The following is a 20,585-nucleotide window of genomic DNA, read 5'->3' as shown; positions in this document are numbered from 1 at the left end:
CTGTTCACAGAAATGCCGTTAGGGTAGAGCCAACCAAACTATAACCCAGGGATGCTCTGACCCCGATCATATCAAAACATTTTGAAACTGGCTTTCGCGCCTTGCATTGCACTTCTGCCTGCATAGTCAGCCTATTGCTGAAAAGTACAGGCCTATAAATTTGCTAGGGATCGCCTTTTTTAAAACCGAGTATGATGCAAAGGTGAGCTAGGCAGGGTTGCAACGCGCGACGAAAAGAGAGCAGCGATGAACACCAATATGACAGGCATGCCCCCCAAACCAGAGGATATAGTCGCACGCACAGAGGCGGCTTGTGAGAAAATCCGACAGGCAAAAGAGGAAATCGCCCGTTCCATATTTGGTCAGGAAAGCGTCGTTGAACGCACACTGGTGACAATTCTCTCCGGCGGCCACGGTCTGCTTGTTGGTGTTCCCGGTCTTGCAAAAACCAAACTGGTGGAAACTCTGGGCACAGTGCTCGGCCTCGATTCCAGCCGTATCCAGTTCACACCAGACCTGATGCCCTCGGACATTTTGGGTTCTGAAGTGATGGAGGAAGCCCCGGATGGCAAACGCTCCTTCCGCTTCATTCCCGGCCCGGTCTTCGCCCAGTTGTTGATGGCAGACGAGATCAACCGCGCCAGCCCGCGAACCCAGTCCGCTCTCCTGCAATCCATGCAGGAATACCACGTCACAATCGCAGGCCATCACCACGACCTGCCTGCCCCCTTCCACGTACTGGCCACTCAGAACCCGCTTGAACAGGAAGGCACTTACCCACTTCCGGAAGCACAGCTCGACCGCTTCCTCATGCAGATTGATGTCCATTATCCGGACATAGATGCAGAGCGCCGTATTCTGCTGGAAACCACAGGGGCGACAGAAGCCAAATCCAAACAGGTCCTGCAACTTGAAGAGCTGCGGGAGATGCAACAACTGGTACGCCACATTCCGGTGGGCGAAACCGTCATGGACGCAATCCTGAAACTGGTCAGAGCAGCCCGCCCCGGCGAAGCAGATGGCTTTGATGATCTCGCCCAATACATCGCCTGGGGCCCAGGACCGCGCGCCAGTCAGGCACTCATGTTGACCGTTCGTGCCCGTGCTTTGGCAGATGGACGCCTGTCCCCAAGCGTTGACGATGTCATGTCTCTGGCCGAACCTGTGCTGCAACACCGCATGGCTCTCACCTTTGCCGCCAGAGCCGACGGAAAAACCATTCCGCAACTGCTCAAAGACATAAAAGAACGCATCGCCTAACAACAAGCCGACAGGATCGCATATGTTATCTTCGAGGACCGCTCCTCAAGACAGACAGGAAAACATCTTCGGCTTAACGGGCGAAGCGCAATCCATTGCTGATACCTTGCCAGAGCTGCTGGTTGAGGCAAGACGCATTGCAGCCAATGTCACCTCTGGCTGGCATGGTCGCCGCCGAGCAGGTCCCGGCGAAACCTTCTGGCAGTTCCGCCCTTTCCTCTCTGGTGAGGCAGCCCAGCAAGTTGACTGGCGCCGCTCCGCTCGCGACGACAATCTGTATGTACGTGAGCGCGAGTGGGAAGCCGCCCAAACCATCTGGATTTGGGCAGACCTCTCCGCTTCCATGCGCTTCCAAAGCAGACAAGCCACCGCCTCCAAACGTGACCGCGCTTTGCTGCTCATGCTGGCTCTGACTTATGCCCTGAATGAAACTGGCGAACGTGTCGGTCTGACTGGCCTGACAAGACCACTGGCCAGTAGAAATTCAATGCAGACCATCGCAGAAACTCTGGTGCACGAGAACCCTGAGGCAACGCTACCCAACCCTGAAGGAATCCGCCGTTTTTCTGAGATTGTACTCTTCTCAGACCTGCTCGACCCACCGGAAAAGCTGGAAGCGTGGATGGCCAACATCGCTGGCACAGGCGCTAAAGGCCACCTCATCCAGCTTCTGGACCCGATTGAAGAGACGTTCCCCTTCACAGGCCCAACCCAGTTCGAAGATCCGGAAAACGGAGAGCAGCTCAAAGCAGGCCGCGCACAAACCTGGCAACAGGAGTACTTGCTTCGTCTGGCTGCGCATAAGGATCAGATCAACTCTCTCGCCCGCAAATTCGGCTGGAGCTATACCCTGCACCACACAGACCGCCCAGCGGTCGAACCCTTGATGCTGCTTCATTCCCGTCTGGCTGACGCCCCACAGCACAAAATGAGGGGAGACCTGCGATGATCGGTTCTCTTCTCCCAATTGGGTTTGCAGCACCGTGGGTACTCACCGCACTCGCAGCTCTTCCCGTTCTGTGGTGGCTGCTCCGCACCACACCACCTCAACCTGCCCACGTTAAGTTCCCGCCTCTGCGCCTCCTGCTGTCTCTTCGCAACAAAGAGGAAACCCCGCAGCACACCCCATGGTGGTTGATCCTGCTACGCCTTATGCTCGCTGCAGTTCTGATCATCGCAATGGCTGGCCCCGTCTGGAAACCTCTGGATATCGCAGAGCCCAAAACAGGCCCACTCTGGATCATCGTTGACAATGGCTGGGATGCCTCAGCAGATTGGGACCGCCAAATCCGTATGGCGGAACTCATGGTAGACGGCGCAGCGCAGAACAACAGAACCGTCATGCTGGTGACAACAGCAGATGGCCCTGCCCAGCCCTTGCGTTTGTCCAGTGCGCAGGAGGTTGCCGACCAGCTTCGCGCACTGACACCTCAAGGCTGGCAAGCTGCCCGGTCAGAGCTCATTCCAGCCCTGCAAAAGCAAGCAGAACAGAACGCTCCCGGTGCAATTTTGTGGTTCTCCTCTCCCTTAGAAGAACCATCCACCACAAGCTTTGCACGGGGATTGGCCAGCATTGCCAGAGCCTCAGACGTGCGCGAAAGCTCATTCCTCATTTATCGCTCCGACACTCCGGTCTACGCGCTCAAAAAGTTGCAAAACACCGCTGGCGCCATGACCACGACAGTCCTCCGGCATCCTGCGCCACTGGCCGAGACACTGACGGTCCGAGCCTTTGATCGCAAGCAACGGGCTATTGCAGAACAAACCATCGAGATGAAAGCTGGCCAAAGCACCGCCGAAATTTCATTGGAGCTGCCATCAGAACTGCGCAACGATATCACTAAGCTTTCCATTTTAGGCAAGGCCAGCGCTGGCAGCACTGTACTCGTAGATGAACAATGGCGGCGGCGTAAGGTTGGCCTTTTCGCTGGCGGTTTTGCCGACCGCTCCCAGCCTCTGCTCTCGCCACTTTATTATCTGGAACGCGCGCTGGCTCCTTTCGCAGACCTTCCACCAGCAAAAAGCACAGACATCACCACGGCCATTTCCGACTACTTTGACAAAGGCATCTCCGTTCTCGTCCTCGCGGAAGTCGGCACACTGCCCAAGACCACAGAGGCAGACATTGCCAGCTGGGTCTCCAAAGGTGGTACACTGATACGCTTCGCAGGCCCGGAACTCCCGGAAAAACAAGACTCACTCATCCCTGTTGCTCTCCGTCTGGGCGACCGTAAATTGGGCGGCTCTCTCTCCTGGAAGGAGCCACAGGCACTCAAGTCGTTTTCAGAGAATAGCCCGTTCCGTTCTATCGTTCTTCCTAAGGACGTCACCGTAAACCGTCAGGTGCTCGCAGAACCAACCGCAGACCTGCCTGATAGAACATGGGCCTCACTGGAAGACGGTACACCTCTCGTCACGGCCAAGAAACATGGCAACGGAACCATTGTCCTGTTCCATGTCACCCCTGATACTAAGTGGTCCAACCTGCCTCTTTCCGGTGGGTTTGTGGATATGCTGCGGGCCATCACAAGCATCTCCTCAACGGCAGTCTTCAATCCGGATGATGAAGCTGACGGCACAACATCAGCCTCCGCCCTGCCTCTGCTCAAAATGCTGGATGGCTATGGCAAACTCACGCCGCCTTCTGCCAGTCACAAACCTATTCTGGAGCGCGATTTTGCAACCACCCATCCAGGCCGAGATACCCCCCCAGGTCTGTACGGGACCGACGATGCAGCACGCGCACTCAACCTCATGGAAGATGAGGACAATCTGATCCCGTTAAACCTCAAACCGCTATCCATGGCAAAGATACTCGACTACCCCTCAGAAAAACCGCTGGACCTTCGAGGCTGGTTCTTCTCCATCGCAATCCTGCTGGCTTTGCTGGATACGCTCGCCCTGCTCTGGCTCTCTGGTAAACTACGCCGTAGCCAATTCACGCAGGCCGCTATTCTCTTGCTCATCGCCTCCAGCCTGAGCCTGACAGGTGCTGATAAAACGCAGGCACAAGACAATGCAGAACAGTTCGCCCTCGACGCTTCATTAGACACTCGCCTCGCCTATGTAATGACAGGCGTGCCAGAGGTGGACGAAATCAGCCGAGCCGGACTGTTCGGCCTCACCAGATTACTAACCGACAGAACAGCATTGGAGCCTGAAGCTCCGGTAGGTCTGGATCTGCAAAGCCATGAACTGGCGTTTTTCCCAATCATCTACTGGCCCATAGATGCAGGCATGCAGATGCCAACCCCTGAGGCCATGTCGCGGATCAGTGCCTACATGCGCAACGGCGGCACAATCCTGTTCGACACCCGAGATGCGTTTGGAACAGGCTCAAATTCTCCAAACAAACTGAAGCTTCAGCAACTCTTGCGCGGATTGGACATTCCTAGTCTGGAACCTGTTCCGCAAGACCACGTGCTGACCAAAACCTTCTACATTCTGGATAATTTCCCCGGCCGCTACAATCAAAGCCCCATGTGGGTACAAGCCAGCGCGACCACCTCAGATGGCAGCCGCCCAGTCCGCGCAGGGGATGGCGTGTCCCCCATCATGATCAGCGGCAACGATTTCGCTGCAGCATGGGCCATTGATACGCAAGGAAACTACCTTTACCCAACCATTCCTGCTGATGGCAACCAGCGCGAGATGGCGGCGCGGGTGGGCATCAACATCCTCATGTACACCATGACAGGCAACTACAAGGCAGATCAGGTTCACATCCCTGCGCTGCTGGAACGTATCGGCCAATAATAAGCCAGCAAACAAGACGCGGAGCACAGCTACACACATGACATGGTCTCTTTCCATCGACCCGCTTTTGCCCCTTCCGGCAATAATCGCGCTTGGAGTGATCATAGCTCTGGTCTGTGCCTACCTCCTCTTCGTCGGTATGCGCGGCGCCCTGATCCGTTCCGCCGCCTTGGCTCTGCTGGTTCTGGCCCTGCTCAATCCGGCGGTCTTACGAGAAGATCGGGAGTACCTCCCAAGTACCGTTGTTGTCGTCTCAGACAACAGCCAAAGCCAGCAACTGGAAAACCGTGCAGAGCTGACTGAGGCAGCGCGAGAGGGTATCGTCAATCAACTTAAAGCCCTTGACGGCATTGATCTGCGGCAGGTCTCTCTCAATGATACTTCCATGGAAAGCGGTGATGGCACCCGCGCCTTCACCGCAATCTCCAATGAACTGGCTGATGTCCCGCCAGAGAGAATAGCCGGAGCCATCGTGATCACCGATGGTCAGATACATGATGTACCAGCCACTGCAGAAAAGCTCGGCTTCTCAGCTCCGGTCCATGCGCTCATCACAGGCCGTGAAGGCGAATTTGATCGCCGTTTGAAAGTCGCCAAAGCCCCGCGCTTTGGTCTGGTTGGCTCAACACAGGTCGTCCAGCTGGAATTGATTGAGGAAGGCACTCCGCAGCCCTTCGGCAATCGCGCTGAAATCATAGTCCGCCGCAACGGCGATATCCTGTCCAAGCAGTTTATCTCTTCAGGCTATCCGGCAGAAATCGCAGTTGAGATCGAACATGGCGGCCAGAACATCTACGAGTTTGAGGTGGAGGCACTCAATGGCGAGCTGACACCACTGAACAACCGCGCCCTCGTCACCATTGATGGCGTTCGTGAAAATCTCCGCGTCCTGCTGGTGTCCGGCTCTCCTCATGCAGGTGAGCGCACATGGCGCAACCTGCTCAAATCAGATGCCTCAGTCGATCTCGTCCACTTCACCATTCTGAGGCCACCGGAAAAGCAGGACGGAACCCCAATCAACCAGCTGTCTCTGATAGCCTTCCCAACCCGTGAGCTGTTCTCCGTCAAGATCGACGAATTCGACCTCATCATCTTCGACCGCTACGAACGCCGCGGCGTCCTCCCCCTGCTCTACTTCGACAACATCGCCCGATACGTCAGTGACGGCGGCGCAGTCCTCATTGCAGGTGGTCCTGACTACGCAGAAGCCAACAGCATCTTCCGAACCCCGCTGGGCCGCGTGCTACCAGCCGCACCAACTGGTGAAGTCTTTGAAGAACCCTTCTTTGCCAACGTCTCAGAACTCGGCCTGCGCCATCCAGTAACTCGCGATCTGCCCGGTGCAGGTGAAAGTCCGCCCCAATGGAGCAAATGGTTCCGCCTCGTCGGTGCAAATGTGCAAGAAGGCCAACCCATCATGACTGCGCTGGGCGATAAGCCCCTACTGGTTCTTAGCCGCGTCGGCAAAGGCCGCGTTGCCGCCCTGCTGTCTGACCATGTCTGGCTCTGGGCAAGAGGCTATGAGGGTGGCGGCCCACACGTCCCGCTTCTGCGCAGGCTGGCCCATTGGCTCATGAAGGAACCTGATCTGGAAGAGGAAGCCCTGCGATTGTCTTTACGCGGTTCCAACCTGCTGACAGAGCGACAAACCCTCGCCAATCTGGTTGATCCGGTCACGCTTACAACGCCCTCTGGCAAAACAGAGCAGCTGGAGCTGATAAAAGACACATCAGGACATTGGACCGCTTCCGTCAAAGTGGAAGAACTCGGCCTTTATTCAGCAACCGATGGCGCACATACAGCACTGATCAACGTCGGCCCGCCAAACCCGAGAGAGTTTCTGGAAGTGGTTTCAACGGCAGACAAACTCTCTGGCATCACAGAACAGACAGGTGGGACAGCTTTGCGGATCGGCGACGACGACGGCGCACCCCTATCGCTACCCAATGTCATCGCACAGCGTTCATCCGCTCAATATCATGGAAACGGTTGGATCGGCATCAAACGAACAGACGCCAGCATCTTGAATGGCATAGACCGCTATCCGCTTCTCATTGGCTTCCTCGGCCTCGCCTTGCTGTTAGGACTGTTGTCCTTCACCTGGTACCGCGAAGGACGATAGAAAACATCTTAAATGGAAGAATGATCCGCAGGATGATTTAGTTCTCCTGCTCAGCCTTTCATCTCGCCATTGCCAGCGAGCCCTGCATCATGTCAACCAGCTGGCTCTCACTCTGCTTTGTGCCAACCAACGCAGGCTTCACATAGCCACCAACCACAGCACCAGTCGGCATTTGCCCGCCCTGCAGTTTCAAAACAAGCAACCGATCCAGATCAACAGGCCCCGGCAATGTGATCTGGCCATGAGGCACTTGCTCATAACCGTGCGGCCCATAGTAAGGATGATCCCCAATCAACAAAATGGACTGAACGCCCTGCGCTTTGGCCTCATTTGCAACAGTCGTCAGCAAAAGACGCCCCAACCCCTGCCCTTTATAGGCGGCCTTTACGGTCAATGGCCCCAGCAACATACTCTGGCTATTGCCAATCATGATGGGAGTGAGTTTCACAGACCCGGCAATCTCGCCGTTGAGTTCTCCAACAAAACATAACTGAGAAGCTTGTTGAACGCCTTCACGGATTTTGAACGCCGTCCGCTCAAAACGCGCAGGGCCAAACGCCTCTGCTTGCATCTGCTCAATCTCGGAGAAATCTGCTGGGGTTTCCTGCCGCACCAGCCATTTTGAAACTATCATGTCACATACCACAAATCGAAGGGGGAAGACCGTCGATCCGTGTGGCTCGGGCAGTTAGACCGATGTTGGGAGCACACTGAGAGAAGGACGGCACGATGCACCACGCGAGAGCAAGTCCCGCGCGTTCATTCGTCGTCGCTGTTCCCAGCAAATAGCCATAAGGCCTACACCCCAGTTTCTCGGTCTATCGCATGCCAGAGCACACGAAATATAATTTCTCCTGACTAACTAACACGCAAATTTTCTGTCGTAAAGCACAAAACTAAGTGCAGATGCGTATTCGTTAGTTGTAGGCCACCTGCACGTAGGTCCTTGAAAAACAACTACCAATAGGGATCAGGCTCAGCTTCGCCCGCAATTTCCTGCAGACGACGCAGCGTCGCCGGGCTCACATCATCAGGTAGGGCATCCAACGCAAACAGCTGTAAATCTGAGATTTCCAGAGCCGGTCTTTTCCAGTCCGGATCTTGCTCAGTCAAGCTCACCTTAAAGAGGCCGACATGGTCCCGGCCTGTTCCTCCGCGGTTAAGATGCATGGAAAGCAACGCCACATCCGGTCCGCATCCATATCCTGTCTCTTCCGCCAGCTCCCTGCGAGCAGCCTCCGCCATCGTCTCCCCGGAATCAACACCGCCACCAGGAAAGTACCAGCCCGGCAGATATTGATGACGTACGAGAAGGACTCGGTTTTCAGCATCAAATGCCGCAACGCGCGCGCCCATCGTCATTCCACGACTCAAAAGAGCCGCTGATTGCACCAGAATATTGATAATTCGCGTCTTAAAGCTTGCCACGTCTGGCCTCATATTTAATATAAAGCATTGATATAAAAGCACTATATTCTGAAATATCATTTATGCAAAAAGTGCATACCACCCTTGCAAAACTAACACTACACAACCCACAGGATAGGCGTAGAAAGAGATCAAAGAACAAGCATACGCCCAAAAATTAATCAGGGCGGCCCCATCACCTACTTATAATAGACACCCAATCCGCGTTTCCCAAATCGCAGGAGTAACACGTCATGCTTACTAAAGTTCTCGCTCGTTTCCGTCGCACAAAACGCTTCCATTGGGCACCAGCAGTTAATTCTGCAAACACCCACGACACTGCTGTTTTGCGTCCATCTTCTTGCCTTTAAGGCAAATTGGAAGTCAGCTTTGCCGATCTGTTAAAGGCGCTTGAGGGTAATTCCCAGAATTAAGGAAAACTCCTTGACCTCAGGCGCAATGCAGCGATGATGCGCAGGCTATGTTTAAGCTTGTACACATATCTGACCCACATCTGGGTCCATTGCCGGACGTTCAGCCAGTCCAGTTGGTCTCGAAGCGTATTCTTGGCTACATAAATTGGCGGCGCAACCGCGCCCATGCAATGACCAACTCTTATCTTGATGCGCTGATACGCGATATTCACGCGCAGCAGCCGGATCATATCGCGCTTTGCGGAGACCTGGTCAACATTGCACTGCCCAAAGAGGTTGCTGGAGCCAAAGACTGGCTCGCAACCGTGGGCTCTCCCGAGACTTTATCCCTGACACCAGGCAATCACGATGCCTATGTCCCAGGCGCTTTAAAGCAAGCCTACGGCGCTTGGCGTCCATACATGCAAAGCGATCCGGGCTTGGGGCTGACACCGCCTCTGGGAACTGATCCGCACTTCCCATTTGCCCGCAGGCGAGGCCACGTCACGATTGTTGGCCTCTCCACGGCCAAAGCAACGGGCCCTTTCATGGCCACAGGCCACATCAGCAGCAACCAGCTGCGCGAGCTGGCAGACCAGTTGCGACGCGCAAAAGAGCGCGGTGATTTCCGCGTTGTCATGCTGCATCACCCACCTGTGCGCAACGCCACAGCCTGGTACAAGCGCCTGGTAGGCTCCAGCCGCTTCCGCAACATCATTGCAGAACATGGCGCGGAGTTGGTTCTGCATGGCCACACCCATCGGGCGACCCGTATGGAAATCAACGGGCCGGAAGGTCCGGTGCCTGTGATTTGCGTTCCATCCGCATCAAATGGCCTGAGTGGCCATAAGCCACCTGCTCGCTACAATCTCTTCACCATTGAAAAAGATGGTAACGGCTGGTCATGCATTATGGAAGAACGCGGTTTCACAACGGCAGAAGAAGGCGTGCACCACATCGCACAGCATGATCTGTCCATACCCAGCTTAAGGCAAGCAGCGTAAAGCCTGTACCTAAGACGTGGGGCTAGTTTTCAGATTAAAAGACAGAGAGGCATACTGATGCCTCTCACAAAGACAGCGCTTACCCCGCAAAAGGGTTCGCATATAAAGCCAGCGCCACAAGACCCGCCGCCCCGATAACAGTTCCCAGCAAAAGCCCGCAGATCAGAATAAAGAAGTCGCGCGCCTTATTGCGCTTGGCTGCAACAGCTCTGCCTGCGTTTTCTTGTTTAAGCTGATCCAGCCTCTTGCCTGTTGGAACATCCTGCTGGCGAATGCGGTTGAGCATCCAGTCTGCTTCCAGCGCACGTTCCTTTTCAATAATCCGCTCGGCAATATATTCGGTAATGCAGTCCGCCATGTCGTCGATATCGGCAGTCTCAAGCAATACCATCCGCCCCAGACGTGTCTCCTTCACAAAGCGGTAAGAATGGCGATCACGACCCATCAACACATGGCTGGTCATGTCGATCCAAAGGCGAGGCTGGGTACCGGGAACGATCTGGAAGGCAAACTGGTCGTCGTCTTCAGGAACTTCCTTGAACACATCAATCAGCTCTTCGCTGAGCAATTCAAGGCGTGCTTTCTCGCTCTCCTGAAGGCTCACAACAACGTCTGTCCGTTCCATCTCCGCAACACGCACTTTGCGAATACTATCTCTCAGCGACCGCACCTTTTCATGAGGCACAACGTTGTCATGTAGCTCTGACATGGCAGCTCCCGAATATTCGGTTGAACACACCCCGTTTCAACCGCCCCCAACCTACGTACAACCAATCGATTTGCGTGCAGCCCTCACACATCTTCCACGATTAATCAAAGGTACATGGTAAAAGGAAACTAACACATCCTAGATAAAACTCTAATGAAACCTCATTAACTGTCCCGTTTTGGGGCACTTTTCCAACACCAACCCTGAGGGGTTTCTGCCGCACAACCCCAAGGTTAGGTGAGAAAACCAATGCAAGCATGTACGCGTCTACCAATCGAACCGAAAGGTCCAGCCCATCAACCTGCTCTGCCCTATGGCAAAAAAGGAATGTGAGGAGCGCAGGATCGATCAAGAATCTCATTCAGACGCGGATCATCAGCAACCTCAATGGACCGCTTAAAGGGCTTAAAGCCACTACGCAGATAAAATTGCAGTGCTTGTGGGCTATCCCCTGTGCATGTGTGTAACCAGAAGCGTTTCACTTCAGGACGCGAGAAGGCCTTGCTGGTCGCGTGGTTCATCAGCCAGCGGCCAGCACCACCGCCAACAGCTTCTGGCACAAGTCCGAAATAGCTCAGTGTGACTTCGTCTTCCTTGGCAACATCCAACTCAAGCATCCCCACAGGCTCACCGTTCTTCATAGCCCAGTAAAACTCATTGGTCGGCTTGCTCAGCGTCACTTCCAGTTCAGCGTCATTCATCACCAAACGACCAAACCAAAGCCACGGCTCACCCACACGTTTAAAGAGGGCTCTATACTCGGTGATGTCGATCTTGCCGGCTCGTTCCAGCGTGAGGTCAGGACGATCAATCGGTTTGAGAGCAGGCTTCTCCAACATCTCCAGATGCGTCACCACAGTCGCGACTTTGCCTTCTGGCAGGTCTGTGTATCCATCAAGATCCAGTTGAATATGCGCCATACCACTCTCTCAAATTAGGAAGAAACAATGCACTCTGGGTAGCGGGAAGAAGGAAAGGCTGCAAGTGTTCCAATCTCACGAAACACTTGAGATCCTATATGGTTGCCACTGTCTTCAGTCGCGCCCGCGGGTGAACTTCGTTTTGGCTCATAACAAACGTATGCGCTCTGAAACGCTCAACAATAGACCGCACGAATGGCCGCGATTGAGCTGAGCACAACAGCACAGGAACTTCACCCTGATTGGCCGCCGCATCATAAGCATCACGAACCAAACCAACGAACTCCTGCAGCTTGGAAGGTGCCATCGCTAGCTGGCGATCATCCCCATCCCCGATAATGCTTTCAAGGAATGCAGACTCCCATACAGGGCTCAGGCTGATCAAAGGCAGATACCCACCGGGCGCTTGATTGGCAGAGCAGATCTGGCGCGCCAGACGGGTACGCACATGCTCAGCAATGGCATTAGGGTTCCGCGTTGAACCAATCGCCTCCGCAATCCCTTCCAGAATTGTTCCCAAATCACGGATGGAAATGCGCTCTTCCAGCAGCGCCTGCAGCACACGCTGAATTCCAGATATGGAAATCTGAGTCGGAACAATATCTTCCACCAGCTTGGACTGCTCTTCATCCAGCTTCTTCAACAGAACCTGAACATCTGCGTAAGTGAGCAGCTCGGAGATATGAGACTTGATGGTCTCTGTCAGGTGCGTGGAAATAACCGTCGCCGGATCAACCACCGTATAGCCAAGCAGATTGGCTTCTTCGCGATACTGCGCTTCCACCCAGGTCGCAGGCAAACCAAAGGTTGGCTCTGTGGTATGCGTCCCCGGCAGGCGAACCTGCCCACCAGCAGGGTCCATCACCATAAACTGGTTCGGGAACAGGGAACCGCCGCCAGCATCCACTTCCTTCACCTTGATCATGTAATCATTCGCACCAAGCTGAATATTATCAAGGATGCGTACAGACGGCATGATCACGCCCATATCAGAGGCAATCTGACGGCGCAGCGCTTTGATCTGCTCTGTAACCTGATCTGTTTCCTGCTTATTACGCCCATTAATGATTGGTAGCAGCGCATAGCCAAGCTCAATCCGCAGCACATCCATTTTTAAGCTGTCGGAAATCGGTGCTTCCTGCGGCTCATCCGGCACTTCAGCTTCAACTTTTGCAGCCACTTCCACCGCTTTTTCGCGAGCATGCTTCTTACTTGCCTGCCGCGCCAGATAACCAGCAGCACCCGCCAATGCCAGGAACGGCAACATCGGCATGCCCGGCAGGAACGACAGCACGACCATCACAAACGCAGACATGCCAAGCGCTTTTGGGTAGCCGGTAAACTGCCGGACAAGAGCCTTATCGGCCGCACCCTCAACACCCGCTTTAGAAACAAGAATACCCGCAGCAGTGGAAACGATCAGCGCGGGGATCTGAGAGACCAGACCATCACCAATCGTCAGCAGCGTATAGTTTTCGGCAGCTTGAGCGAACGTCAGGTTCTGCTGCATCACACCGATAACGATACCACCAATCACGTTGATGAATGTGATCATCAGACCGGCAACGGCATCACCACGCACAAATTTGGAGGCACCATCCATGGAGCCGAAGAAGGTGGATTCAGATTCCAGCTCTTTACGACGGGTCCGCGCAGTCTCCTCATCAATCAGGCCAGCACCCAGATCCGCGTCAATCGCCATCTGCTTACCGGGCATTGCATCCAGCGTAAAGCGGGCAGAAACCTCAGCAATACGGCCAGACCCCTTTGTAATAACGATGAAGTTCACAATCACAAGGATTGCAAAGACGATAATCCCGATCACGAAATTACCGCCCATCACAAAGCTACCGAATGCCGCAATCACATTGCCGGCTGCGTCAGCTCCTTCATGCCCGTGCGCCAAAATCAGTCGCGTCGACGCCATATTCAACGACAGTCGCAACATGGTCGCAATCAACAACACAGTCGGAAATGCGGAAAATTCCAGCGGTTTTTGAATGAATAGCCCCACCATCAGGATCATCACGGAAAAGATGATCGAAATCGCGAGGAACATATCCAGAAGCATCGCAGGCATTGGAACAATGAGCATCACAAGGATGACCATCACACCTGCAGCAAGCCCAAGGTCGCCTTGCTTTATGGCGCCCCAAAGGTCTTGGAAAAAGGCTGAACCACCAGCTGCACCTAGTCCGGGCACGCGAGCAGCAGAAGGAGCGTTGTCGCTTCCTCCTTGAGCCGCTTTTGTATTTGTCTCTTCAGACATCGCCGCGCCCTATCCGTTCTTATGCGTCTGCAGAGCCAGCGCGTGCTTCGCCTGGCCCTGGAACCTCAACACCCTCTTTGGTGTAAAGGTTCAACTTGTTGCGAAGCGTGCGGATCGAAATGCCAAGGATCTTTGCAGCATGCGTACGGTTCCCCAGACAATGATCCAGCGTATCCAAAATGAGATCTCGCTCCACATCAGCAACTGTACGCCCGACCATATCGCGCGAGACGGCTTCAGCTGCATGGGCCGCGCGCGAAGCCGTTTGCTGTCCAGCCCCCATGGCAATTGGAGATCCATCCGGCATGCGAATAGCGTATGCATCAATCTCGCTACCAGAGGAAAGAAGAACAGCACGGTGCATGGTGTTTTCCAGCTCGCGTACATTTCCTTTCCATTGGTTGGCCAACAAAAGCTGACGGCCTTCCTGAGAAACCGGCAGTGCCTTGGTACCATTTGCCTTGGCATAAATTTCAATGAAGTGGCTTGCCAGCTCCAGAATATCAGCAGGACGTTCCCGAAGCGCTGGCAGCTTCAGGTTCACCACGTTCAGACGGTACAGCAAATCCTCGCGGAAGCCGCCATTGCGCACTTCCTCAGCCAAATCACGGTTGGATGTCGCAATGATGCGAATATCAACGGGAACCGGACGACTACCGCCAACACGGTCAATCACCCGCTCTTGGATAGCGCGCAACAACTTGGCTTGCAGACGAACATCCATCTCGGAAATCTCGTCAAGCATCAAGGTGCCGCCATTGGCTTCTTCAAACTTACCAACACGGCGCGCAACAGCTCCGGTAAAAGCACCCTTCTCGTGGCCGAAAAGTTCAGATTCAAGAAGATGCTCAGGAATTGCAGCGCAGTTGATGGAGATAAACGCCTTATCAGCACGACTGGACTTGCTGTGCAGGAAGCGGGAAATCACTTCCTTACCAGACCCGGACTCACCCGTGATCAGCACCGATGCATCAGATGGAGCCACCTGCTCTGCCAGCTTGATCACGCTTGCCATTGCCGCGTCGCGATAGATCAGATCTTCGCGCTCTTCCGTAACAGCCGCCAGCACAGCAGCAATCAGCTCCGGATCAGGAGGCAGCGGAATGTATTCCTTTGCTCCAGCCCGAATGGCAGACACAGCCGCGCGCGCATCCGTTCCCAACCCGCACGCAACGAGTGGCACATGGATACGCTCGCGTTCTGTCAGTTCCACCAGCTGACCAATATCTTCATTGACATCAACCATCAGAAGATCCGCACCCTGACCAGAACGCAAGACTTTCATGGCCTCAGGAACGCCAGGCGCATGGGTAACAGATGCCCCCCGCTCCATCGCGATCTTGGTTGCGGTCGTCAGCTGACCGCCAAGGGTCCCAACGATCAAGAGCCGCATGTCAGTTCCTTTCCAGTACGCCTCATGACAATCACTTATCCGCCTTGATGATTTCAGTCATGGTGACACCAAGCTTATCTTCCACGAGCACAACTTCTCCGCGCGCGATCAGCCTGTTATTTACGTAAACGTCGATGGCCTCGCCCACCTTCCGGTCGAGTTCCATAACGATCCCGGTATCCAAATGCAAAAGGTCGGAAACCTTCATCTTTGTATGCCCAAGCACAGCAGCCAGTTGGACAGGAACATCAAAAACAGCTTCCAAATCCTCAGCTGCCTTAATGCCGCCTGCACCTTCTTCATCCAGGCCACCAGCGCGCTGGGTACTCTGGTGTTGGTCCAGCACCATTCCCTGTTCATCACTGCTCATAATCAACCTTTCTGATCCCGCACCGGCCATAGCCAGCACGGTCATAGGCAAAAACTAAAATCACGCTGCTCGACTGGCTCGCTCACGGGCGTCGAAATGAGATTTTATGACTTGTTCAATATGCTCAACCGTCTTGCGACGATCACGAATAATTCCACCATCCGGCCATTCAATCCGGCAATCACCGCGCGACATGCTCTCTGACTTCACAACATGCACTTTGCCCTCAAAGCTGCTGTTCAAAACCAGACCGTCAACCATGTCTTCCAGCGCATGCGTATCTTCTGTCGGCACCTCAATCAAAATCTGAGGGATCTTGCGCAAAGGAGCCAGACATTCAGCAAGCAACGCCACAACTTCAGCAAGCGGCTCACGCGCAATAAGGTGGCTGCAAAGACGGCGCGCAATCAGAAAACACATAGAGACCAGGTTCTGCTCTTGAGCACGGATCTGGCTTTCAAGATCACCCAGAGCAACTTCAAGTCGCTCCCGCAACACCACCAGTTCTTCCTGTGCACTCAGCTTCTGCTGCTCGGCAATGGCCTGGCGGGCCTGCATCTCACCACGAACAAACGCGGCCTCTTCAGCAGCTTTTAAAAGCTGCTTGTGCTCAGCAACTGTAATAGTAGGCTCCAGCGGAGGGACGTCTTCGACTATTGCTGCGGCCTCAGCCTCATCGATCGATTTAGTATCAAACAAAAAGCGTCGCCGCACAGCACCTTGAGGCATCACAGTAACCATCAGCGAGCCTCCAGTGATCGCGAAGAAAAGGAACGATTAGTAGACAAACTCTTCCTCTCCTTTCTTCTTGTTAATGCTGATTTCACCAGTGGCTGCCAAATCTTTCGCCTTCAGTACAAGTGAGCTTTGCGCCTCATCTACATCGTGCAATCGAACTGGTCCCATACCTTCCATGTCTTCCTGAAGCATCTTTGCTGCACGCGATGACATGTTGGCGGTAAAGAACACAACAGCAGTTTCAGAAGCTCCTTTGAGAGCCATGGCCAGCTGATCCTTCTCAACATTGCGAAGCAAGGTCTGACAGGCAGCAGAATCTAGTTTCAACAAGTCCTCGAAGGTGAACATCAAATTGCGGATACGCTCTGCAGACTCGCGGCTATCTTCTTCCAATGCTGCCAAAAAGCGGCCTTCGGTCTGCCTGTCGAAATTATTGAAGATGTCGGCCATCATCTCGTGGCTATCACGACGGCTGGTCTGAGACAGGTTCGACATGAACTCGACCCGCAATGTTTGCTCAACCTTCTCCAGAATATCCTTCTGGATAGACTCCATGCGCAACATGCGGTTCACCACATCCAGCGCCAGCTCTTCATTCAGCAGCGCAAGAACGCGAGCCGCATGGTCACTCTGAATTTTGGAAAGAACCACTGCAATGGTCTGCGGATACTCATTCTTCAGATAGTTTGCCAGAACGTTTTCAGGAACGTTGGAAAGCTTCTCCCACATGTTCCGACCTGCAGGACCTCGAATTTCCTCCATAATGATCGCAACCCGATCAGTTGGCAGGAAAGAGTTCAGTAGGCGCTCTGTAACATCCACGTTGCCGTTCAACGCACCACGAGTGGAAAGTCGCTTCAGGAAGTCAACAAACAGCTCTTCAAGCATGGTCGGTGTAACAGGACCCAGGCTCGCCATTGCGCTGGAAACCTGACGCACTTCAATTTCATCCAACCCAGCCCAAATGGCCTTCCCATACTCCTGCCCAAGCGCCAAGAGCAGAACGGCTGCGCGCTCTGCTCCTCCAAGCTCTCGTTCAGCTATTCCAGATGAGACTGATAAGGCTTGCGCTGTCGATTCCTGCGGCTGTATCTCCTCACTCATCCTACGCTGCCTCGTTCAACCAACCGCGAACGATATTGACCGCTTCGCTCGGGGAATCTTCAATCAACTCACTTATTTGCTGAATTGAGCTTTGATGGAGAGCTGCCTGCATTTTGGCATCTTCAATCCATTCTGCTGTTGGCATTTCAGAAGGAACCTCCTCCATTTCACCAACAACACCACCAATTTGCGCAGGACCTTCAGCGACCAATGTGCCATCTGGCAACATCTGAACACCACCTTCTGCCGCCGCCGCTCTCTCTTCTTCTTTAGCAAGAATACGCTTCATCAGCGGAGAGACTGCGAAGATCAACAGCAAGATGGTGATCACAAACAGAACACCCAGCTCAGCAAATTTCATGATGTCAGCACGTGTAAAGTCGAACAGCCCACCTTCGCTATCACCAAAGTCCTGAAGAGGAGCTTCGACAAAGCGCATGTTGACCACTTCAACATTGTCACCGCGATGTTTGTTAAAACCAACAGCAGTTCGAACCAGAGTAGCAATTTGCTCCAGCTCATCTTTACTGCGCGGTTGATAGGTCTGCGTGCCATCCTCACTGGTTGTGTAGGTACCATCAACCAGAACCGCTACAGACAGCCGTTCCAGACCACCTGCTTCATAGATCTCCGTCACTGTACTCTTGGAAATCTCGTAATTCAGGATTTCCTCGGAAACATTCGAGGCATCCTTGGACCCGGTTGCACTGCCAGCTGTGTCTGCGTTCGGCAACTGATTGCCGACAGAAACCGTCTCCTCACCATTGGTGGAAGATGCATTCTCTTCTTTACTCTGAGAAGAACGCAACACCTGCCCATCAGGATCATACAGCTCCTGTGTCTCGGTTTTGCGGTTATAGTTGATTTCTGCAGCAACTCGGACACGAGCGCGACCGGTTCCAACGACGTTATTGAGGATCTCTTCAACCTGTTGCCGCAGGCGAGCCTCCATTGTCGAACGTCGTTCATCCAGCGAAGAGCCACCAGCAAGCCCTTCTTTATCGCCGGTTCCGCTGGCAAGCAAAGTGCCGCGCTCATCAACGATAGAGACGTAGGAAGGTTCCAGTCCTTCAACTGCCGTCGCAACAAGATGCTGAATGGCACGGATCTGCCCACCGGACAAAGAACCCTGCACCTTAATTGCAATCGAAGCTGTTGGCGGTTCCCGATCACGCTGGAACAACTGCTTTTCAGGGATCACCAGATGAACACGCGCAGAAGAAATCCGGCCAATGCTGCGAATGGTTCTAGAAAGTTCCCCTTCAAGAGCTCTGAGGCGGTTCAGGTTCTGCACAAAACTGGTTGCACCGAGCGTATCTGTCTTGTCGAAGATTTCATAACCAACACCACCGCCGGATGGCAGGCCAGCTTCCGCCATTGTCATACGCAGACGATGAACGTTCTCCTGAGGGACAAGAACACTACGTCCGTTGACACCCAACTCATAAGAAACACCTTGAGATTCAACCTGACTAACAATCGCTGCAGCATCTTCAAGAGTAAGGTCCGTGAAGAGTGGCACCATCTGCGGTGCTGTCGCGCGAACAATGATGAAACCGAACAGACCGATCAACGTAACAGCCATCGCCCCCATCGCTGCCAGTCGCGCGGGCCCAAGTCCTTTCAAGAAGTCAAGGATTCCACTCACAGTTGCCGCCCCGTACGTTCAAATCGCTCATTCAAAATGTACCAGCAATACTCTCAACACCTTGGAAATCGGTGTGAATTGCCCCTGATTTGCTGGTAGGTAAAAATTGCCCGCCTTAGAGTTAACAAAAGGTTAATAAAACCCTAATAATCGGTAAACGGGAAATCTACCCACAAAGAAGCACTGTGGAATATCGCAGGAAAGGCCTTTGACTAGGCTTTTGAAGAGTCGAATGAATCTTGTGCGGCCTGTTCGGCAAGTTTTGCCGAAGCAGTTAAGACATCATGGTTAATCTGTAAAATTGTACAAAATGTGGCTTCCACATACAAAAAGGCCGGCTGAGACAGCCGGCCTTTTCAGAACCTCAAACCTGTTTGGGTATTACACCCTTTTTGCCTGAAGCTTACTAGTTGCTGCGATAGTCCTGAACGCGTGTAGCGCGCAAGCCGGCTAAACCGTGTCGGTCTATCGAGTTCTGCCAAGACAGAAACTCTTCAACCGTCAAAGTATACCGGTTACATGCTTCATCCAGAGACAACAAGCCTCCACGCACAGCCGCAACCACTTCAGCTTTTCTCCTGATAACCCACCGCTTAGTAGAGGTAGGAGGAAGATCCGCTATCGTCAGAGGGCTCCCATCGGGGCCGATGACGTATTTTACTCGTGAACGTATATGTTCGGTCATTCTACTCTCACACAAACCATGACCAAGCTGAGGATGAGAATAGAACAAGGCGCTTAAAATTTGGCTAAGCCCCCATCAATGTTTTGGTAAGATTCATAACCGGGGATCTTAGTGGATATTAACTACTACAGAATTCCATTGACTCCAGTGACCTCACCCACGGGAATTTTAAGATCCCCCATGTGCAGAATAATATCGCCAGTGCTGAAGTCCACGGCGTCCACTTTCCCTTTCACTTCGGTCTGAACAGCGAAAGGCTCGCCATTGGCATCCTGAGTAATAATATCAATGGAATAGGCGCCATCACCAGCTTTTGTGCCGTTTGTCGCCACACCATCCCATTCAAAAGTGTTGTCACCTATTTTCAGATCAATCTCTTCCTGATAGACCTCAGCACCCTCACTATTTTTAACAGTGATGGTCGCCTTGCCTGCAGAAACGGCATCAAGATTCCAAGAAGCTTTGTCATCCTTGAGCTGCGCAGTCGCGCTCTGAGCAGTCACTTCCTTACCGATATAGTTTACAAACTGACTCGCACTTTGCGTTTTGAGCTGAGTCAGCTGCTCCTCTAATTTCTCAGTAGTTGCAACCTGTTGCTCAACCATCGTGTATTGAACCAGCTGATTCGTATATTCAGCCGAATCGAGAGGCTCCAACGGATCCTGGTTTTGCACCTGCGTGGTCAGCAATGAAATAAACAGATCAAAGTTTGCATTGATGCTGTTCTGGGTGCTTGCGCCAGAGGAGTTTGCATTCGGTGTCAGTGCATTAATTGTAGTCATTGTCT

General features: G+C 53.4%; 17 protein-coding genes. 5 read left to right on the top strand and 12 right to left on the bottom strand.

The features are described from left to right. The first annotated feature begins 246 nt into the window (after window positions 1-246). Genes PsW74_RS04645 through PsW74_RS04630 form a run of 4 tightly spaced genes read left to right on the top strand, consistent with a single transcriptional unit; the run spans window position 247 to window position 7,138 of the window. The gene (locus PsW74_RS04645; RefSeq protein ID WP_057463622.1) at window positions 247-1,260 is read left to right on the top strand and encodes a MoxR family ATPase; all 1,014 of its coding nucleotides are present in this window, start codon (window positions 247-249) and stop codon (window positions 1,258-1,260) included. A 22-nt stretch (window positions 1,261-1,282) separates the two neighbouring features. Beyond that, window positions 1,283-2,209: a DUF58 domain-containing protein gene (locus PsW74_RS04640; RefSeq protein ID WP_063290058.1), complete on the top strand. Its 927-nt coding sequence runs from the start codon at window positions 1,283-1,285 to the stop codon at window positions 2,207-2,209. Next, window positions 2,206-5,016 carry a DUF4159 domain-containing protein gene (locus PsW74_RS04635; protein WP_208987836.1) on the top strand — a complete coding sequence of 937 codons (2,811 nt, stop codon included), beginning with the start codon at window positions 2,206-2,208 and terminating at the stop codon, window positions 5,014-5,016. Before PsW74_RS04640 ends, PsW74_RS04635 begins: the two co-directional genes overlap by 4 nt. 37 nt (window positions 5,017-5,053) lie before the next feature. Continuing rightward, window positions 5,054-7,138, top strand: a complete 2,085-nt coding sequence (locus PsW74_RS04630) for a hypothetical protein (RefSeq protein WP_063290059.1) — start codon at window positions 5,054-5,056, stop codon at window positions 7,136-7,138. Between the two features lie 58 nt (window positions 7,139-7,196). On the opposite strand, the gene PsW74_RS04625 is transcribed toward PsW74_RS04630, so the two are convergent. Both PsW74_RS04625 and PsW74_RS04620 read right to left on the bottom strand, forming a co-directional pair. Next, window positions 7,197-7,772 carry an N-acetyltransferase gene (locus PsW74_RS04625; protein WP_063290060.1) on the bottom strand — a complete coding sequence of 192 codons (576 nt, stop codon included), beginning with the start codon at window positions 7,770-7,772 and terminating at the stop codon, window positions 7,197-7,199. A 323-nt stretch (window positions 7,773-8,095) separates the two neighbouring features. Next, a complete protein-coding gene (locus PsW74_RS04620; RefSeq protein WP_063290163.1) occupies window positions 8,096-8,500 on the bottom strand; it encodes an NUDIX domain-containing protein in 405 nt (134 codons plus the stop codon). A 526-nt stretch (window positions 8,501-9,026) separates the two neighbouring features. Between PsW74_RS04620 and PsW74_RS04615 the strand changes: the two genes are divergently transcribed. After that, window positions 9,027-9,962, top strand: a complete 936-nt coding sequence (locus PsW74_RS04615; protein WP_082830479.1) for a metallophosphoesterase — start codon at window positions 9,027-9,029, stop codon at window positions 9,960-9,962. Window positions 9,963-10,041: 79 nt separating this feature from the next. Here the strand turns inward: PsW74_RS04615 and PsW74_RS04610 are convergent, their stop codons facing one another. The 10 genes from PsW74_RS04610 to PsW74_RS04570 all read right to left on the bottom strand — a co-directional run bounded on the left by PsW74_RS04610 (window position 10,042) and on the right by PsW74_RS04570 (window position 20,580). Then, the gene (locus PsW74_RS04610) at window positions 10,042-10,671 is read right to left on the bottom strand and encodes a hypothetical protein (RefSeq protein WP_063290061.1); all 630 of its coding nucleotides are present in this window, start codon (window positions 10,669-10,671) and stop codon (window positions 10,042-10,044) included. 311 nt (window positions 10,672-10,982) lie between these two features. Beyond that, complete coding sequence (locus PsW74_RS04605; protein ID WP_063290062.1) at window positions 10,983-11,591, bottom strand: GNAT family N-acetyltransferase; 609 nt, start codon at window positions 11,589-11,591, stop codon at window positions 10,983-10,985. A gap of 94 nt (window positions 11,592-11,685) precedes the next feature. Continuing rightward, a complete protein-coding gene (gene flhA / locus PsW74_RS04600) occupies window positions 11,686-13,860 on the bottom strand; it encodes a flagellar biosynthesis protein FlhA (RefSeq protein ID WP_063290063.1) in 2,175 nt (724 codons plus the stop codon). A 19-nt stretch (window positions 13,861-13,879) separates the two neighbouring features. Further along, the gene (locus PsW74_RS04595; protein ID WP_063290064.1) at window positions 13,880-15,253 is read right to left on the bottom strand and encodes a sigma-54 dependent transcriptional regulator; all 1,374 of its coding nucleotides are present in this window, start codon (window positions 15,251-15,253) and stop codon (window positions 13,880-13,882) included. Between the two features lie 31 nt (window positions 15,254-15,284). Next, window positions 15,285-15,602 carry a flagellar motor switch protein FliN gene (gene fliN / locus PsW74_RS04590; RefSeq protein WP_057463671.1) on the bottom strand — a complete coding sequence of 106 codons (318 nt, stop codon included), beginning with the start codon at window positions 15,600-15,602 and terminating at the stop codon, window positions 15,285-15,287. 81 nt (window positions 15,603-15,683) lie between these two features. Next, window positions 15,684-16,364: a FliH/SctL family protein gene (locus PsW74_RS04585; RefSeq protein ID WP_057463630.1), complete on the bottom strand. Its 681-nt coding sequence runs from the start codon at window positions 16,362-16,364 to the stop codon at window positions 15,684-15,686. A 36-nt stretch (window positions 16,365-16,400) separates the two neighbouring features. Continuing rightward, complete coding sequence (locus PsW74_RS04580; RefSeq protein WP_057463631.1) at window positions 16,401-17,465, bottom strand: flagellar motor switch protein FliG; 1,065 nt, start codon at window positions 17,463-17,465, stop codon at window positions 16,401-16,403. A gap of 1 nt (window position 17,466) precedes the next feature. Beyond that, on the bottom strand, window positions 17,467-19,113 hold the full coding sequence (gene fliF / locus PsW74_RS04575) for a flagellar basal-body MS-ring/collar protein FliF (protein WP_082830478.1): 1,647 nt from the start codon (window positions 19,111-19,113) through the stop codon (window positions 17,467-17,469). A gap of 406 nt (window positions 19,114-19,519) precedes the next feature. Beyond that, window positions 19,520-19,798: a DUF1153 domain-containing protein gene (locus PsW74_RS28285; RefSeq protein ID WP_054784903.1), complete on the bottom strand. Its 279-nt coding sequence runs from the start codon at window positions 19,796-19,798 to the stop codon at window positions 19,520-19,522. Window positions 19,799-19,923: 125 nt separating this feature from the next. Further along, window positions 19,924-20,580, bottom strand: coding sequence for a flagellar hook capping FlgD N-terminal domain-containing protein (locus PsW74_RS04570; RefSeq protein ID WP_063290066.1), 657 nt, complete (start codon window positions 20,578-20,580; stop codon window positions 19,924-19,926). Window positions 20,581-20,585 lie beyond the last annotated feature (5 nt).

The organism is Pseudovibrio sp. W74 (assembly GCF_001623085.1).
In the GTDB taxonomy this organism is placed as follows: Bacteria; Pseudomonadota; Alphaproteobacteria; order Rhizobiales; family Stappiaceae; genus Pseudovibrio.
Note: the sequence above shows the minus strand (reverse complement) of the source record. Positions and strands in the feature narration are given on the sequence as shown.

What these genes read in the sequence shown, in the direction of transcription:
- PsW74_RS04640 (WP_063290058.1), top strand. Translation starts at nt 1,283, where the DNA reads ATGTTATCTTCGAGGACCGCTCCTCAAGACAGACAGGAAAACATCTTC.
- PsW74_RS04585 (WP_057463630.1), bottom strand. Translation starts at nt 16,364, where the DNA reads ATGGTTACTGTGATGCCTCAAGGTGCTGTGCGGCGACGCTTTTTGTTT.
- PsW74_RS04610 (WP_063290061.1), bottom strand. Translation starts at nt 10,671, where the DNA reads ATGTCAGAGCTACATGACAACGTTGTGCCTCATGAAAAGGTGCGGTCG.
- PsW74_RS04620 (WP_063290163.1), bottom strand. Translation starts at nt 8,500, where the DNA reads ATGACGATGGGCGCGCGCGTTGCGGCATTTGATGCTGAAAACCGAGTC.
- PsW74_RS04580 (WP_057463631.1), bottom strand. Translation starts at nt 17,465, where the DNA reads ATGAGTGAGGAGATACAGCCGCAGGAATCGACAGCGCAAGCCTTATCA.
- PsW74_RS04570 (WP_063290066.1), bottom strand. Translation starts at nt 20,580, where the DNA reads ATGACTACAATTAATGCACTGACACCGAATGCAAACTCCTCTGGCGCA.
- PsW74_RS04625 (WP_063290060.1), bottom strand. Translation starts at nt 7,772, where the DNA reads ATGATAGTTTCAAAATGGCTGGTGCGGCAGGAAACCCCAGCAGATTTC.
- PsW74_RS04595 (WP_063290064.1), bottom strand. Translation starts at nt 15,253, where the DNA reads ATGCGGCTCTTGATCGTTGGGACCCTTGGCGGTCAGCTGACGACCGCA.
- PsW74_RS04630 (WP_063290059.1), top strand. Translation starts at nt 5,054, where the DNA reads ATGACATGGTCTCTTTCCATCGACCCGCTTTTGCCCCTTCCGGCAATA.
- PsW74_RS04615 (WP_082830479.1), top strand. Translation starts at nt 9,027, where the DNA reads ATGTTTAAGCTTGTACACATATCTGACCCACATCTGGGTCCATTGCCG.
- PsW74_RS04645 (WP_057463622.1), top strand. Translation starts at nt 247, where the DNA reads ATGAACACCAATATGACAGGCATGCCCCCCAAACCAGAGGATATAGTC.
- fliN (WP_057463671.1), bottom strand. Translation starts at nt 15,602, where the DNA reads ATGGTGCTGGACCAACACCAGAGTACCCAGCGCGCTGGTGGCCTGGAT.
- PsW74_RS28285 (WP_054784903.1), bottom strand. Translation starts at nt 19,798, where the DNA reads ATGACCGAACATATACGTTCACGAGTAAAATACGTCATCGGCCCCGAT.
- flhA (WP_063290063.1), bottom strand. Translation starts at nt 13,860, where the DNA reads ATGTCTGAAGAGACAAATACAAAAGCGGCTCAAGGAGGAAGCGACAAC.
- PsW74_RS04635 (WP_208987836.1), top strand. Translation starts at nt 2,206, where the DNA reads ATGATCGGTTCTCTTCTCCCAATTGGGTTTGCAGCACCGTGGGTACTC.
- PsW74_RS04605 (WP_063290062.1), bottom strand. Translation starts at nt 11,591, where the DNA reads ATGGCGCATATTCAACTGGATCTTGATGGATACACAGACCTGCCAGAA.